Source organism: Thermodesulfobacteriota bacterium (genome assembly GCA_034189135.1).
GTDB lineage: Bacteria > Desulfobacterota > Desulfobacteria > Desulfobacterales > JAUWMJ01 > JAUWMJ01.
Genome location: JAXHVO010000134.1, coordinates 1 through 15,823, shown reverse-complemented (window position 1 = coordinate 15,823; position 15,823 = coordinate 1). Strand labels below are relative to the sequence as shown.

14 protein-coding genes are annotated in these 15,823 nt (G+C 41.6%); 3 read left to right on the top strand and 11 right to left on the bottom strand.

From position 1 onward, the window contains the following. Positions 1-366: 366 nt before the first annotated feature. Both tsaB and lon read right to left on the bottom strand, forming a co-directional pair. A complete protein-coding gene (tsaB, locus tag SWH54_19835) occupies positions 367-1,059 on the bottom strand; it encodes a tRNA (adenosine(37)-N6)-threonylcarbamoyltransferase complex dimerization subunit type 1 TsaB (GenBank protein MDY6793521.1) in 693 nt (230 codons plus the stop codon). A 181-nt stretch (positions 1,060-1,240) separates the two neighbouring features. Continuing rightward, positions 1,241-3,661 (bottom strand): endopeptidase La, encoded by a 2,421-nt coding sequence (lon, locus tag SWH54_19830; protein MDY6793520.1) that lies wholly within the window; start codon positions 3,659-3,661, stop codon positions 1,241-1,243. Between the two features lie 452 nt (positions 3,662-4,113). On the opposite strand from lon, the gene SWH54_19825 reads away from it, so the two are divergent. Further along, positions 4,114-4,887, top strand: coding sequence for a prepilin peptidase (locus tag SWH54_19825; GenBank protein MDY6793519.1), 774 nt, complete (start codon positions 4,114-4,116; stop codon positions 4,885-4,887). 51 nt (positions 4,888-4,938) lie between these two features. After that, positions 4,939-5,685 (top strand): amidohydrolase family protein, encoded by a 747-nt coding sequence (locus tag SWH54_19820; GenBank protein MDY6793518.1) that lies wholly within the window; start codon positions 4,939-4,941, stop codon positions 5,683-5,685. On the opposite strand, the gene SWH54_19815 is transcribed toward SWH54_19820, so the two are convergent. The 9 genes from SWH54_19815 to SWH54_19775 form a co-directional block, all read right to left on the bottom strand. After that, a complete protein-coding gene (locus SWH54_19815; GenBank protein MDY6793517.1) occupies positions 5,675-6,220 on the bottom strand; it encodes a 2-oxoacid:acceptor oxidoreductase family protein in 546 nt (181 codons plus the stop codon). The genes SWH54_19820 and SWH54_19815 overlap by 11 nt on opposite strands. Before the next feature lie 2 nt (positions 6,221-6,222). Next, a complete protein-coding gene (locus tag SWH54_19810; GenBank protein MDY6793516.1) occupies positions 6,223-7,026 on the bottom strand; it encodes a 2-oxoacid:ferredoxin oxidoreductase subunit beta in 804 nt (267 codons plus the stop codon). A gap of 3 nt (positions 7,027-7,029) precedes the next feature. Next, complete coding sequence (locus tag SWH54_19805; protein ID MDY6793515.1) at positions 7,030-8,178, bottom strand: 2-oxoacid:acceptor oxidoreductase subunit alpha; 1,149 nt, start codon at positions 8,176-8,178, stop codon at positions 7,030-7,032. 48 nt (positions 8,179-8,226) lie between these two features. Beyond that, positions 8,227-8,430, bottom strand: a complete 204-nt coding sequence (locus SWH54_19800) for a 4Fe-4S binding protein (GenBank protein ID MDY6793514.1) — start codon at positions 8,428-8,430, stop codon at positions 8,227-8,229. A 490-nt stretch (positions 8,431-8,920) separates the two neighbouring features. After that, entirely contained in the window at positions 8,921-10,966 is a 2,046-nt protein-coding gene (locus tag SWH54_19795; GenBank protein MDY6793513.1) for a TRAP transporter permease, read from the bottom strand. Further along, the gene (locus SWH54_19790) at positions 10,966-11,508 is read right to left on the bottom strand and encodes a DUF1850 domain-containing protein (protein MDY6793512.1); all 543 of its coding nucleotides are present in this window, start codon (positions 11,506-11,508) and stop codon (positions 10,966-10,968) included. Before SWH54_19790 ends, SWH54_19795 begins: the two co-directional genes overlap by 1 nt. Before the next feature lie 9 nt (positions 11,509-11,517). Continuing rightward, the gene (locus SWH54_19785) at positions 11,518-12,483 is read right to left on the bottom strand and encodes a TAXI family TRAP transporter solute-binding subunit (protein ID MDY6793511.1); all 966 of its coding nucleotides are present in this window, start codon (positions 12,481-12,483) and stop codon (positions 11,518-11,520) included. 34 nt (positions 12,484-12,517) lie between these two features. Continuing rightward, positions 12,518-12,946 carry a hypothetical protein gene (locus SWH54_19780; protein MDY6793510.1) on the bottom strand — a complete coding sequence of 143 codons (429 nt, stop codon included), beginning with the start codon at positions 12,944-12,946 and terminating at the stop codon, positions 12,518-12,520. Between the two features lie 126 nt (positions 12,947-13,072). Continuing rightward, positions 13,073-14,239, bottom strand: a complete 1,167-nt coding sequence (locus SWH54_19775; protein ID MDY6793509.1) for a radical SAM protein — start codon at positions 14,237-14,239, stop codon at positions 13,073-13,075. 482 nt (positions 14,240-14,721) lie between these two features. On the opposite strand from SWH54_19775, the gene SWH54_19770 reads away from it, so the two are divergent. Next, positions 14,722-15,636, top strand: a complete 915-nt coding sequence (locus tag SWH54_19770; GenBank protein MDY6793508.1) for a sulfotransferase domain-containing protein — start codon at positions 14,722-14,724, stop codon at positions 15,634-15,636. The last annotated feature ends 187 nt before the right edge of the window (positions 15,637-15,823 follow it).

Here is a 15,823-nt window from a genome sequence, read left to right as displayed (position 1 = left end):
ATACTTTAAGACAAAAGTCTAGATATTTCTTATCATTTCAGCATGTTATAACATACTGTTTTCTTACGCAATTTAATCTAGCTCGGCTAAATCCTTAAAAAACCAAATGCGGTTACCCTGATGTCTTTATCCAGGAAACCCATTTTTAAAAATGCAATGGTAACAGCCGGTTCCAAAATATCCAATTTTATTTGAAATCAAGATAGGTAATATTTTAACCGTATGAATATATTAAATATTTCGAAACTTAAACCTGGGCCTGTCGAAGCCAAGCCCAGATCCCAACCATCCGGGACGGAGCTATCGTTCAAACGGGTACGTTTGCCATTGTTTCGTATAAAACCACACAAATTTAAAAGATAAGTCTCAAGGATTTTTCCCCTGCAATTTAAGCTGGGCATCCGATTTTCTTATATAGTTTGGTACAAATGTCTCCGCATCATATGTGTCATCATTCTCAAATTTATCCATACTCAAACGCGCCACCGTAGAAGCACGAATTGTGTTTTCATAAGCCTGAGCGAAATAGGCGTATTTACCCAGCTTATCTTTTATCACCTTTTGATATGCAACAGCTCCGCTTCCAACAAATATACACGGCTCACTGATTCCATTAAGCGCATCTACAGGAGTAACGGCCTGCTCTTCATCCTGTTTTATTAATTTTCCGTCTCTGTATCTGTACCTTGAGAAGTACACCTCATCTCTGCGCGCGTCTATAAGAGAGCAAATAAGATATGGAAAAAATGACACCTGCCTTGCCAGAGCTTCCAGAGTTGAAACCCCTGCAATTTGCTTTTCCTGGGCTGTTGCTAAGCCTTTTACATAACCAATGCCGATTCTCAGCCCTGTGAAGCTCCCGGGTCCACGTGTGGCCGCAAATCCGTTCAAATCAGAAATACTAACACCCGAATGCTTTATAACGACGCGTATCATCTCAAGTAAATGTTTTGAATGGGTCTGCTCATTGACCACCGTCATTTCAGCAAGCAGGGTTTCTTTATCAACGATTGCAACGCTGCAACTTTTTGTAGCTGTATCAACGGCAAGTATCTTCATAAGTTAATTTAGTAAACGCTCACGGAACGCTGATATTACAAGATAGAAATTTGTCATTCATGCCTATAACCGTTCACATTCGCCGGTTCGCAGTTCACGGTTCACAGTTGCACCTGGATCTTACCCGGGGTTGCCAAAGGTAAAACCTGGGGCATTTCTTCCTAATTTCTACTTTCCAATTTCAAGTGTCAAGTCGTGAGCGGCTATGATTTCTTTTGGTTTTTCTGGTTTGCTTTTCTATCGAAATCGAAAGTACTTCATCCATTTTTCCTACAGGTATAAATTTAATTTTTCTTTTTACGCCCATGGGAATTTCAGCCAAGTCCTTTTTATTTTTTTCAGGTATAATTATAGTATGAATCCCGGCTCTCAAAGCGCCAAGGGCCTTTTCTTTCAAACCGCCAATTGGAAGTACTCTTCCCCGCAGGGTAATTTCCCCTGTCATGGCAACCCCGCTGTTCACCGGTTTATCGGTCAAGGTAGAAATTAGTGCGGCCGCCATTGCAATACCTGCTGAAGGCCCGTCTTTGGGTATGGCTCCTGCCGGTACGTGAATATGCATATCCATATTTTCAAAAACATTCTTTTTGATTTGAAGAGAGGTGATGTTTGCCTTGGCATAGCTCAGCGCAGCACGCGCAGACTCTTGCATGACATCTCCAAGCTGCCCGGTGATTATTAATTCTCCTTTTCCGCCCACTAAAGATGCCTCTATGTACATCACTTCACCACCGGCCTGGGTCCATGCCAAACCGGTTGACAAACCGACCTGGCTATTTTCTTTATCCAACTCCGGCATATATTTTGGAACGCCCAGATACTTGTGTAAATTATTCCTGGTTATTTTAAATGGACCCTTTTCTCCTTCGGCAATTTTTCGCGCTGTTTTGCGGCATAGTTTACCGATCTCGCGTTCCAGATTTCTCACACCGGCTTCTGAGGTGTATTCTGTGACGACCTGTCTCAAAGTACCGTCACTGACAAACAACCATTTTCTCCTTAAGCCGTTTTCTTTGATTTGACGTGGGATAAGGTGCGTTCTGGCAATGACATTTTTTTCATCCTCGGAATACCCGGAAAGAGGAATCACCTCCATTCTGTCAAGAAGTGCTGATGGTATGGTATCGGTTAAATTTGCCGTAAGAATAAACATGACCCTTGAAAGATCAAAGGGAAGGTTTAGATAATGATCGCTGAATTCAAAATTCTGCTCCGGATCAAGCGCTTCCAAAAGAGCTGAAGAAGGGTCTCCGCGAAAATCAGATCCAAGCTTGTCTATTTCATCCATCATAAAAATAGGGTTATTGGTCCCGCACTGCTTTAATCCCTGCAATATTCGCCCGGGCAGAGCGCCGATATATGTACGGCGGTGTCCTCTTATTTCAGCCTCATCGCGAATGCCGCCAAGTGAGATTCGAATGAACTTTCGTTTTAAAGCCTTTGCAATCGCCTGGCCCAAGGATGTTTTCCCCACACCTGGAGGACCCACAAAACAAAGAATGGGCCCTTTCATCTTGGGATTGAGTTTACGAACACTAAGATATTCAAGAATACGTTCTTTAACTTTGTTTAGTGCATAATGATCTCTATCCAATACTTTTTTTGCATTTTTAATATCTATTTTGTCCTTGGTGCTTTTATTCCACGGCATTTCAACCAGCCAGTCTAGATATGTTCTTATCACCGAAGCCTCTGCAGATTCAGGATGCATCTGCCCCATTCGCTTTAGCTGTTTGGCCGCTTCCTTTTCAGCATCTTTTGGCATTCTTGCTCGTTTTATCTTCTTATTGTATTCATCTATCTCCTCGGTTCTCTCATCCTGCTCTCCAAGTTCTTTGTTAATCGCTCTGAGCTGTTCTCTTAAAAAGTAATCTCTTTGATTTTTTGAGATCTCATCTTTAACATTAGACTGAATCTTGGCCTGCATCGCAGACAGATCTACTTCCCGCGATAAAAAATCGTTTACTTTTTTCAGTCTCTTTACGGAATCCAGAATCTCAAGCAAAACCTGAGATTCTTCAATTTTTAATCTCAAATTCGATGCGACAAGATCGGCCAATTTTCCAGGGTCTTTAATATCTTCCAGGATAGTTTCGACTTCGCCGGTCATCTCTCCCCGAAGTGTCAAAATTCTTATGGAATTTTCCCGCACATTCCTCATCAGAGCTTCCAGTTCGATGTTGATTTCCTCAACAGGATTTTCTTTAATAATTTCGATCTGAACACGATATAACGATCTCTTCCTGACATATTTGATAATTCTCGCTCTGGCAATGCCCTGTACAAGTGTTTTCACTCTGCCATCAGGAAGTTTTAATACACGCAAAATTCGACCGATAGTGCCAACAGAAAATATTTCATCTGCCTTTGGGTTTTCAATTCCAGGATCCTTTTGAGTTGCCAAAAACAAAAACCCGCTATTTGCAATCGCCTCTTCTACTGCTCGAACAGATTTCTCCCTACCTACAAAAAGGGGTAAAAGCATATCAGTGAAAATCACGATATCACGCACAGGCATAAGGGGAAGTATCTTAGGCAGGTCCTCATGCTTTTCATCCTCACCAATTAAACTTATTAGATCATCTTTATCAGTTTTAGCCATTATATCTCCGGTTTTTATTTATTTTTTTAAATTTCATCGGCTTCAACACCAGCGAGTCGGATAAGGTGCAAAATTTAAGACCTTCGAAAAATTGTAATTCTTATTTAAGTCCAAGTCGAAGTTAGCGGACTTTAAGCCTGATGCAAAAATTGTGGAATAAGTGCCTTTTTACAAAGGTCTTAAAAGCTATAAAATAATACAGAAATGCTTCATTACAATATCTATCTTGATTTTTTTACAAAACCTATTTAAGTTTACGTGGCAATAATTAAAAAACACTGAATATAGAATCACGAAGGGAGTCCTTCGATATTCCATATTCGATATTCTGCGATTCAGAATAAGTACATACAAGATCAATGGTTACCATAGTTTCGGTGCTATATACGGATAAACACCATAGAACCTGGTTTATTTGATAGAATTAAATCACAGGGAACATAAACTTATATATGCATAACTATCTAATTGAAATTATAGCATTTATATTCGGCACATGTATCGGAAGTTTCTTAAATGTATGCATATACAGGCTGCCTGCTTCTAAATCGATTGTGCACCCGCGTTCCATGTGTCCTGCATGTGAGAATATGATTCGGGCTTACGACAACATCCCCATTTTAAGTTATTTGTTACTTAAAGGCAGGTGCAGACACTGCGATACAGTCATATCTTTTCGTTATCCTCTGGTTGAAATGATAACCGGCTCTTTTGCCCTTTGCGTATTTGCCAAATTTGGCTTTACAATCGAAGGACTTATATATTTCGCCTTTATTTCAGCTATGATTGTTATTACGCTCATCGATATCGATCATCGCATCATACCGGATGTGATATCTATTCCTGGCATACCTGTATTCTTTGCAGCATCATTTGCCCTTCCCACAGTCACGTACATCGATTCTCTTATCGGTATTCTGGCAGGCGGTGGAAGTCTTCTTCTCGTTGCATGGCTCTATAATCTTATTACCAAAAAAGATGGAATGGGAGGAGGCGATATCAAACTTCTGGCAATGATCGGAGCCCTGTTGGGTTGGAAAGGTGTGCTGTTTACCATTTTTGTTTCATCCGCAGTCGGTACTGTATCAGGAATGATCTTTATGCTGCTGACTAAAAAAAACATGAAGCTGGCCATCCCCTTTGGGCCCTTTCTGGCAATCGGTTCTGTTTTATATATCTTTTACGGTCCCATGCTTATTCACTGGTACTTGAATCTTCTTCGATAATTCAGTAAATGCTCATCACGCATACCAAATTCAATTCGATTTATGGATAGTATGCATATCATTGACAGTCACATACATTGCGGCATTCAGCATGTATCACAGCCTTTTGAAGATATCGAACCTTTGCTTCATTCAGCTGGAATAGTTGGCGCCTGTCTGTATGCACCTGTGGAAGATATTTATTACCGTTACTCATCGCACTTTGACGATAACGAAACATGGAAAAAATGCAGGGCCAATGCCCACGATTACCTGCTGGAAATCCACCACAGGGAAGATCAAATTTACCCGTATTATTTCGTATGGAACGATTTTGCTGTTGAAGACCTGGAAAAAGATTTTTTTGGCATCAAATGGCATCATCATGAAGGAGAGCCTTCGTATCACTACAATGATCCAAGATGTACTGAAATGATAGATGCAATCTGTGCTAAGAATCTACCCATCGTACTTGAAGAGACTTTCAGCCAAACTTTAACGTTCATCGAACGGGTTGCAGGAAGGACCCCGGTGATCATACCCCATCTCGGATTATTAAACGGTGGCTTTGATCGCCTTTTAAATGCAGGAATATTCGATGATGATAATATCTATGCGGACACCGCTCTGGCTGGAAGGTTTGAAATTATAAATTTTCTTGGCAGATACGGCCCGGATAGGCTTGTCTTCGGTAGTGATTATCCATTCGGTATGCCCGGCAGTCAGCTTGATCAGATAAAAAACATGGGAATAGCTGAAAAAGATCTGGAAAAGATATGTGGGAAAAATATTCTAAAATTGATTAAAATCAGCTGCTAAACTTATCCCCCATCGCTATTCCAAAATTAAGGGCCTGCCTGTTCATCTCTAAAAAACCGGAAGGAATCCTGGTTTCAAGAATCTTCATAATCGATTCCGATTTTACAAGCTGCGTCATACTTATCACCACACCCAGCATAAAAATATTAAACACAATCGGTTTGCCTATTTTTTCCACCACCGTCTCATACATGGGAAGTTCTCTTTGCATGGCATCCGCTTTTCTCTGTGTCTTTACATAGCGGCTGTCTGTAATTAAAAGCCCACCGGGCCTGATTATGGGATAAAACTTATTATACGCTTCCTGGGTGAGACAAACCAGCACATTGGGCTGGATCACCTTTGGATAATTTATTTTTGAATCAGAGATAATGATGTCACTACGGGTTGCACCGCCCCTGGCCTCAGGCCCGTAAACCTGAGACTGAACTGCAATCAGATCTTCGTATAGCACGGCAGCTTCGGCAAGTATGATTGCGGCGGTGATTACCCCCTGGCCTCCTGAACCTGAAAATACCATCCTACATCTTTCCATGATTAATGCCCTTTCATCGCCATTTCAATGATCTTGTCATATTCGCTGCAATATTCCGGCATCTCTTTTTGTACAAAAACACCACGCTCAATAAGATCCGGGTTTTCTTTTTTAGCCTTTGAACCAATGGGTGTTGTATTTTCTTTATAACGTTTGAGCATATCCACCGCGCTTCCCTGTTTATTCTTTCTACCGAAATAAGTCGGACACTGGGACATAATCTCAATTACCGAAAAACCCTTGTGTAAAATGGCCTGCTGGACAATATCTACAATCTGTTGAACATGGTAGGTAGTGGTTCTGGCAACAAAGCTAGCCCCGGCGGATTTGGCCAACTCAATGACGTCAAAATCATGATCAATATTCATATACGGCGCTGTTGTAGCCTGAATACCGTGACCGGACAAAGGAGAATACTGTCCGCCGGTCATGCCGTAAATACGGTTATTCATCACAATGGCAGTTATATCAATATTGCGTCGGGCAGCATGTATAAAATGGTTTCCGCCGATTGCCAGAGCATCACCGTCTCCCATGGGTACCAGTATATTCAGTTCAGGACGACTCATTTTAACACCGGTTGCAAAGGCCAAAGCACGTCCATGGATTGTGTGTAGCGTGTGAAAATCAACATACCCCGAAATCCTTGCCGAACATCCGATCCCGGAAACCATTACAATATCATTTTTGTTCATTTTCAGCTTTTCAACTGCCCTGATCATACTGTTCAGCACAATACCATGGCCACATCCGGGACACCACATGTGTGGAAAAAATCTTTCTCTAATATAATCTTGCACTGCCATCTGCTACGCTCCCTTCCCCTGAATGAACCGAATTATATTCCTGATATCTTCCGGGTTGATAAAAACACCGTCGATACGATTGGCCAGAAACACCTTTTCAGGATCCTCCACCGCTCTTTTCACCGCCCTGAGAATCTGACCCATATTCATTTCAACCACAATGATATGCTTTGCATGGGCGCATTTTTCTCTCACAATCTGATAGGGAAATGGCCACAGCGTATTCAACTCCAAAAGGCCAAGCCGCTCCCCCCTTGGTCTCCGACTTTCAACCACATGAAGTGCGGATCTTGCAGATGACCCGTAGGAAATCAATAGGGTTTCCGCATCCTCAATGTAATACTCCTTGTAAATGGCTATTTCATTGACATTATTATTAATCTTGTCCACCAGGTGCCGGTGAAGCCCTTGAACCACTCCAGGATTGTTGGATGGAAATCCCCACATATCATGATATAATCCTGTCACATTGTATCGGTGAACTCCTCCAAAATCCGACATGGGAAGACGCCCATCCTCCCTTGGCAGATATGGATGGTAGTCTACACCCTTTTTTACGGATGTTCTGAGCCTATCAACCAGAGCTATTTCTCCTTTTTCCGGCATAACCAGCCTTTCCCGCATGTGTCCCACCACTTCATCAAAAAGCAAAATGACAGGTGTTCTGTATGTTTCGGCCAGATTGAATGCCGTAATGGTCGTTTCAAATACATCCTGATGATTTGAAGCTGTCATTGCAATGATGGCATGATCTCCGTGAGCGCCCCATCGTGCCTGATAAATATCACCCTGACTCACATTGGTGGGAAGGCCTGTTGAGGGTCCCCCGCGCTGTACATTGACAATGACGCAGGGAATTTCTGTCATAACGGCATACCCCAGGGCCTCTTGCATTAGTGAAAAACCCGGTCCACTGGTGGCTGTCATGACTTTATGTCCCGTCAGCGATGCTCCGATAATGGCACACATGGATGCGATTTCATCTTCCATCTGTAAAAATTTACCGCCTATCTGCGGCAACCTGACCGCCATATGCTCAGCAATTTCAGTGGAAGGGGTAATCGGGTAGCCGGCGAAAAAATCGAGTCCGGCATACAAGGCCGCTTCCACACACACTTCATTGCCTTGAAGAAATTTTACATCTTTGCTCATAATAAGATTCCTGTTATATTATTCTTTCTTAAAATAGATTCTCGATTCCTATAATGTTTCAATCGCGATGGCAAAATCGGGACACCTGAATTCACACAACCTGCAACAGATGCAATCTTTTGGCCTTGCAGCAAATACTTTTTCCTCTTCATCTAGTTCAAGAACTTTCTTGGGGCAAAATTCGACACAAATACCGCATCCTTTGCACCAGTCCCTGTTTATAATATGTTCCTTTAACTTTGGTTTAGCCATGGAAAATCCCTTTTTATGTGAGCATCCGGTTATTAAACCGAACTTGTTATCCAAACAAGTCGGTCATGTATTGACTTTATTTAGAGATGTCAAGGGAAATGGAAAATCTTTTTAAAAATTTTTCTTTTAAAATATATTCATTAGAAACAAACAGTCGTTTTTCAATCTTAGCTCGGTTCGATCGGGGAATCGCCTATTGGCCCTTTACCAGACATACCAATCTTATCTAGAAATGAACGTACGGTCTGCCTGAGGCAGACTTCAGTTAGATTTTAAGCCAGCCCCAGGGGACAGAATCCCCCGGCGACGTTGATCGTCTCTGCCTGTATGGGTTTATCTGAGAAGATAGGGAGCGTGTTAAGATAACGATCTCATTTGTTAAGTCTGGTAACGGGCCAATAGGCGATTCCCCGGTCGAACCTTAGGTTTCATGCTTCGTTGTGCCCAGTCGGATATGTAAATTTATGGCAAACAGTATAAAAGAACCGACCTATGTCTCTGCGGCAATCTTGGGTGCTTTTTGAGGAACATAGCTTTTTTGCAGCACAGCAGCACTCACAAATGCAATAAAACCGGCAACATCAGCCCAGTATTGCGGCCAGAATAGTCCGGCGGCAGCCAGCCAAAAAAGAATCGTTTCCAGCCAGGTTGCTTTACGCAGGAAATATCGTTCCAAACCGGAAGCAAAGGCGATCAAGCCCAATGTAGTAATAATCATAGTCAGCCCAACCTCCCAGTGCATTAATTCGTAATTTTTGCCCATGCCTAAAAGAGGTCTGTAAGCCATAATTATTGGAATGATATAAAGTCCTTTGGCAAGCTTCCACGAAGTAAAGGCGGTCCTCATGGGATTTGCTCCGGCTACCCCTGCGCCTGCAAAACTTGCCAGGCTCACCGGTGGAGTCACATTGGCGTCCTGCGAATACCAGAATACAATCATATGGGCGACCATTATCGGTACCCCCATATCTAAAAGAGCTGGACCGGCCAGTGTGGCCAATACGATATAACTTGCAGTAACGGGAAGCCCCATACCAAGCACCAGCGATGCAGCACCTATCAAAAGTATGGCAAGGACTTTTATGCCAAAACTGAGGTCTAGAACCAAGCTTGAGAATTTAAGCCCCATGCCGGTGAGGGTAACCATACCTACGATTATTCCTGCTGCCGCGCAGGCCACAGAGACCATTATGGCGTTCTTTGCGCCATTTTCAAGAGCCCTTATTAATAGTTTAAACTCATTAAGTCCGAATCTTCCCAGGCTGATACGCTGTGAATCATCTCTTGGCAGTCTATTGGTATTCACCGCCCATCGCACAGTGTTTGCAGTTATGCTGATTGCAAGTGTGCTCACCACAGTAACAAATCCTGCCATCATGGGCGAATAGTTAGACACCAATACATAAATCAATATCAATACAGGAATAATAAAATGCAATCCCTCTTTGATTACTTTCATGATCTTTGGCAGGCTCTCTTTGGGCTGCCCCTTCAGACCGAACTTCTGAGCTTCGTAGTGTACGAATAATAACACTGTTATGTAGTACATGATGGCAGGTATCAAAGCCACTTTGATGATTGTAAGGTAGCTTGTATTGGTAAACTCGGCCATTAAGAACGCTCCTGCCCCCATGATAGGTGGCATAAGCTGACCGCCGGTGGATGCAGCGGCCTCAATAGCCCCTGCAACATGCGATCTGTATCCCACTTTTTTCATCATTGGGATTGTGAATGAACCGGTGGCTACCACATTACCCACTGCCGAACCTGAAACCGAACCCATAAATCCCGAGGCGATAACTGATGTCTTGGCAGGACCTCCTGAAAAACGGCCGGTAAGCGCATAAGCGATATCAATAAAGAATGCCCCCCCACCGGTTGTTTCAAGAATTGCACCAAATAGTACAAAAACAAACACAAAAGTAGCGGCCACTCCAATAGGAAGTCCGAATATTCCCTCGGTGGTAAGCCATAACGTAGTAACAATACGCTCTACACTATACCCCTTGTGGATTATCAGTTCCGGCATGTAAGGCCCATACATTGCATATAGGATGCCCGCAATGCATATACCGGTCATAATCAAACCGATTACCCTGCGGCAGGCCTCAAGTACCAGAACCGTACCAATAATGCTGACCACCAGGTCACTTGTCAGCCAGTCTCCCTGTCGTTCAAATATGGCTGTGAGATTGTAACAGATGTAAAATGTACAATAAACTGATGCACAAACCAGCGCCCAATCAAAAAAGAGTAAGAAGGTAAACTTATCCTTTCGTGCTTTTTTATAAGCTGGTTTGAGTAAAAAGGTCAGACAAAGGATGGCCCCTAAGTGTATGGAACGTTGAACCATTGCGGTAAGTGCAGCAATCCCGGCGGTGTAAAGTTGGTAAATACTTAAGCTGACAGCTATAATCATTACTATCTTGGCTATAATATTTACCAGTATCTGGTTTCTATCAGCAGGTTTTTTACTGTCTGCCGAATCAGTTTTTTCATTATTTTCTTGGTTTTCAGCCATATTTTTTTCAGACATTATTCACTCCTAAGAACTGGGGTAGCATGATGGGGGATTATACATCGCCACATTTTGTAGAGTAGACTCACCGGCTCTGCAGAAAATCGAACAGCTTCATGTGGAACCACCTTTGATAGGTTTTTCCTTACACCTCTCCATATTATGGTATGATCCACTCCAGGGCTTCCCACTCTCAATATAAAGTTACCGGTTGGCATATGCATATCCTCAATAACCTCATAAGCGCCTCGTCGCACCATCCTTCCAGCACCCGGCATACGGCCCATGCCTGCACCAAATTTCAAATAACGCTCTTCCTCAATATATATGTGCCCTTTTTCATCCAGGCTGTGCTCTTCCCATATGGGTGAGTTTTCCACTGAATGATAATAATGGATGGAAAAGCGTTCACCTGGTTCAAGAGGCAAAACCAGCAATGGTTTACCCCCTTTTACAGGTGTTATACGCAGCTCCTGACCGCCCGGCTCAAGCCAGGCGGTCAGGATTAATGAAAATACCAGGCCGACTAAAGATAAAATTATAACACCCGGTCTGGTCATTTTCCGCATCTAAGGTATCAGCCTTGCAGGTACTGCGATGCCCTTTTCTTTCAAGTATTTGATTGTACCCGGATGAATTGGAATCGGTGCGTACTTTACTGCATTTTCAGGTGTGGTAAAAGCAGCCAAGGGATGAATCTTGCACAAATAGTCGTTATGTTCAAACAGCGCTTTTGACAGATTGTAAACCAAATCTGTATTCAAAGATTTCTGGCAGATAATCACGTTCATCACCCCGACTGTAGGAACCGGTTCGTCAACTCCCCGGTAAACGCCGCCTGGCAAATCTACTGCAGAATAGGTTTTGTTGTACTCAACAACCTTTTTTGCTTGCTCCGGAGTAAATTCTATAATGCTGATATCATGGGTAGTTGCCAAATCCATAATAGAGCTTGTACCTGGCCCTACACACCAAAAGCCTATTTCAATTGTACCGTCTCTCAAGGCATTTGCGCTTTCTGTAAAGGAAAGTCTACTGTCCTTAAAAGACTTCAGAGGAATGCCAAGTGCTTTAAATACGGCTTCAGCCATCAGGTTTGTACCACTGCCGGGGCTGCCTGTGCTGATATTTTTTCCTTTTGCCTGTTCAATGTTTGTGATTCCGTTCTTTTTCAAAGTCACAACTTGCAGCACGTTAGGGTACATAATAGCCATGGTAAGAATATTGTGTTTTTTGCCCTTGAATTTGGACAGTCCTTTATAGCCGGCTACTGCTGCGTCCGCCATTACTTCACCAATTACGGTTTCGCCCTTATGGGCAAGTTTTACATTTTCAACGCTGGCCCCCGTTACCTCTGCAACAGCCTTTACACCCTTCACATACTTTGACCAAAGCTCAGCCACACCTCCTCCGTAAGGGTAATAGATACCGCCGGTTCCACCCGTACCGATGCTGACAAATGTTGTTTTAGCAGCCACCGGCCCTGCCAGGGCCAGTAATATACATAAAGATAAAATGATGCTTGCTCGTTTCATATCAATAACCTCCTTTACTTTTGCTTGACGGATTCTACTTTCCCATTGTTTTTACAATTAGCATGATTGCCTTGGGTTTTTTGTCCATGCCTTTAACAGGATAAACAAATTTAGCGGTCTGGCCTGGTTTTACCAGACCCTTTTTGGTCTTTCTTGGAAGTAAGCCCCCCACAGCTTTGCCATTATCTAAAAAGATGTTCACTTTAAAACGTTGATCCGTATTGCTCACATTTTTTATAGCTACGTTAAAGTGCAGTACCTCGCTTCCCCACTTATTTTTAAAAACGCATGAGAATTCTTCAAGCTGCGCTTCAGGCGCGATGGTCTTGTCCAGCTTTCCCTCCTTTACGCAAGAAAAGACTTCTCCGGGTTTGGGTTTTGGACCCGCACAACCGGCCAGAGCCAGCCCGGCTGCCGCTAAAATTACCAATAACCAGGTCGATATCCCTTTAAATCGATTCATAATTACCTCCTTTTTTAAGTTAACGGGCTGTTGTTATGGGCTTTTAAATCACATTTTGAACGTAAAAATCGATATTTTTGTTATTTTTTATATTCGTCTTATTGAGGGTGTTGGTAAACTTTCTATTTATATAAACCTTTTCATCATCTCGTCAATGATTTCATCCACGTTTTCAAGGGTAATGTTGAGTTCGCTGCATGTCTTTTCCGCCCTGGCAAATCTGCGGGGACTGTCCATATCACTCAGCCGGGAAAATATGCCCAGTCGTCTTCCCACCTGGTATAAAGCCCGATGGTTCGGATCCAGGGAAAGAAAGTTTTGAATCACTCCTGTCATATAGTCCCTGTCATCCGGAAGCACACCATCAATTTCCTCAAACAGGTTCAGTATATGATCGCTTTTAATCACACTGGTGATACCGGCAAGCATTTCCAGAAAAAGAAGAATCTCTTTGGCCATCATGACATCATTGCATTTTTCAAAATCACCTTTCATATAATCTTCATACAGACCCAGACCGTTTGGAATTGCCAGTGTTCTCAAGCGAATAAAATCAGGATTAATCTGATTTAGCGCGTCTGCCGTTTCCAGGGCATGAATCTCGGAGTATTTCCTTCCTCCAAGTCCCGGCATCACATATTCAGAAAGCTCCATCCCTGCCTTTTTTATTTTTAGACCGGCCTTTATATGGGTCTCTTTGGTAACCCCTTTTTTTACCATTTTAAGTACCTGGTTGGAACCTGATTCAAGACCGATATGGATCCTGTTCAATCCGGCCTCCTTTATGGCCTCCAAATCCGTATCTTTTATCCTGGCAACGGTATGCGATCTGGCATACGATGTGATACGTTCCACCTGGCTAAAACGCTTTTTCAGGTGCCTTAATATTTCAATAAGGTCGGCCGGCTTTATAATGAGACTGTTTGCATCTTGGATAAATACTGATCTCATACCTCCTGCAACCCAGCTGAATGCCGCGTTAAAGGCAGATATTTGATCCGGTTCGATTTTTTCTGCGATCTGCCGAATATTTTTACGATTTAGGTGTCCGGAATGATCAGATAATTTTTGAATTTTTTCCACATGGCTGCAAACCGAATCAATATCTTTCTTCACATGCTCTAAGGGACGGATAGAAAATTTCGTTTCCTTATAAACCGGGCAAAATGTGCAGCGATTCCATGGGCAGTTTCTGGTTATACGAATAAGCAGGCTATTGGACTCGCTGGGTGGTCTGATCGGACCCTGTTCAAAACCGTTGTATTTTATATCAGGTTTAGTTTGAAGGTTCATTCTGATTATATCTCCATGTTTTTTTTGCGAAAAGTAGATTTTTACATTACAGTATTACGAAATGTGTCTCTTTTTATAAAATTACAATAAACAGGCTCAAATATATTCAAATCGTATAAACGGGTTATAATTATAGCAGGTAAATGCTTTAAGCGTATTAAAAAAAACTTTGCAATGTCACAGAAATTGCTTCAAAGGCCCTGATCTTGCAATGTCTCATTCTATTACACAACAATTTTGAAATAATCAGAAAATGCAAAATAAGTAATGTGAAACTCTACAAATGGTAACCCGACTTTGCAAAAATTAAGCATTTTCCGGTGGGTTGTACAAGTGTTGACATTAGAGACCTTGAAAAATAAAATTCAATCTGGTAAACATGCTCGGAATTTACATTCAATTTCGAACATCTTGAGGTAATTACCGTTTATTGAAGTTAAGCCATTTCTTGAAAACTGTATTCATTATATCAAGCATATTTCATGAAAAAAATATTTGTTCATATAGGCCATTCAAAAACAGGAACAACAACTTTGCAAGACCATTTGTTTAGTCAACATGAACAAATTGCATATTTAGGCCGACCTTACAAGAACAATCTTTTTGAAAAAGAGATTAGGCGTTTAGCACTTCAAGACTCAACATTGTATGATCATAAAGGCCTTAAAAGTATTTTAGATACCTATAGGAAAAACACCCAAGATAAACCGATTGTTATTTCTGAAGAAACATTTTCGACTGTAAAGTGCACCGATAGAGGGTTAATGGCGAATAGAATAAAGAACATATTTTATCCATGCAAAATAATTATAACCATTAGGAATCAACTTGATATTATTAAATCATATTATCTGAATTTTGATTGCATTATTGAAAAATTAGACAAACCTACCGGATACATTGTAAATTTTAAAGAATGGATACAATATATGCTTAAAAATAAAGAGCATAGCTATTTATCAGAAATACAATATTACAATTTGATAAAATATTACTCTGATTTATTCGGATATAACAATGTAATAGTATTGTTATTCGAAGAATTCGTTCACAGCAAGGAACTATTCATAGAAAAGCTTTCATCATTCATAGGGATTGATAAAAAGCAATCGTTTGATTTAATTATCAATAAACATGAACGAAAAGGTCCTTCTCAAAGGGAATTTCTTTATATAAAAATACTATCAAAGTGTTTCCTGGGACTCCCATTTAACAATTATTTACCATTTGGGAAAACTGCTAACAATTTGCTTGTTAGCTTTATAAAAAAAGGAAAAAAACCAAAAATTAAAATGGATGAGTGGGTGAAACCGCTTGAAGAGTTGTTTCGAGAAGGAAATAAAAAAATATCAAAAGAGTATAGCTTGCCTTTAGCAAAATATAATTATCCTCTCTAAAATTTATTCATAAAAACTATAAATGACAATTCCAGCAATAGCGAATCGTTAAGATAATTTTCTAACACCCTAATTGAGCGAAAATCGAGGGTGCCCCAGATTCAAGGCGTCCAAGGGCGAAGCCGTAGTAATTTACTGCGAGCCCTTGGCAACGAAGAAGATGGAGTATCATCGGCTTTCCAGCAGG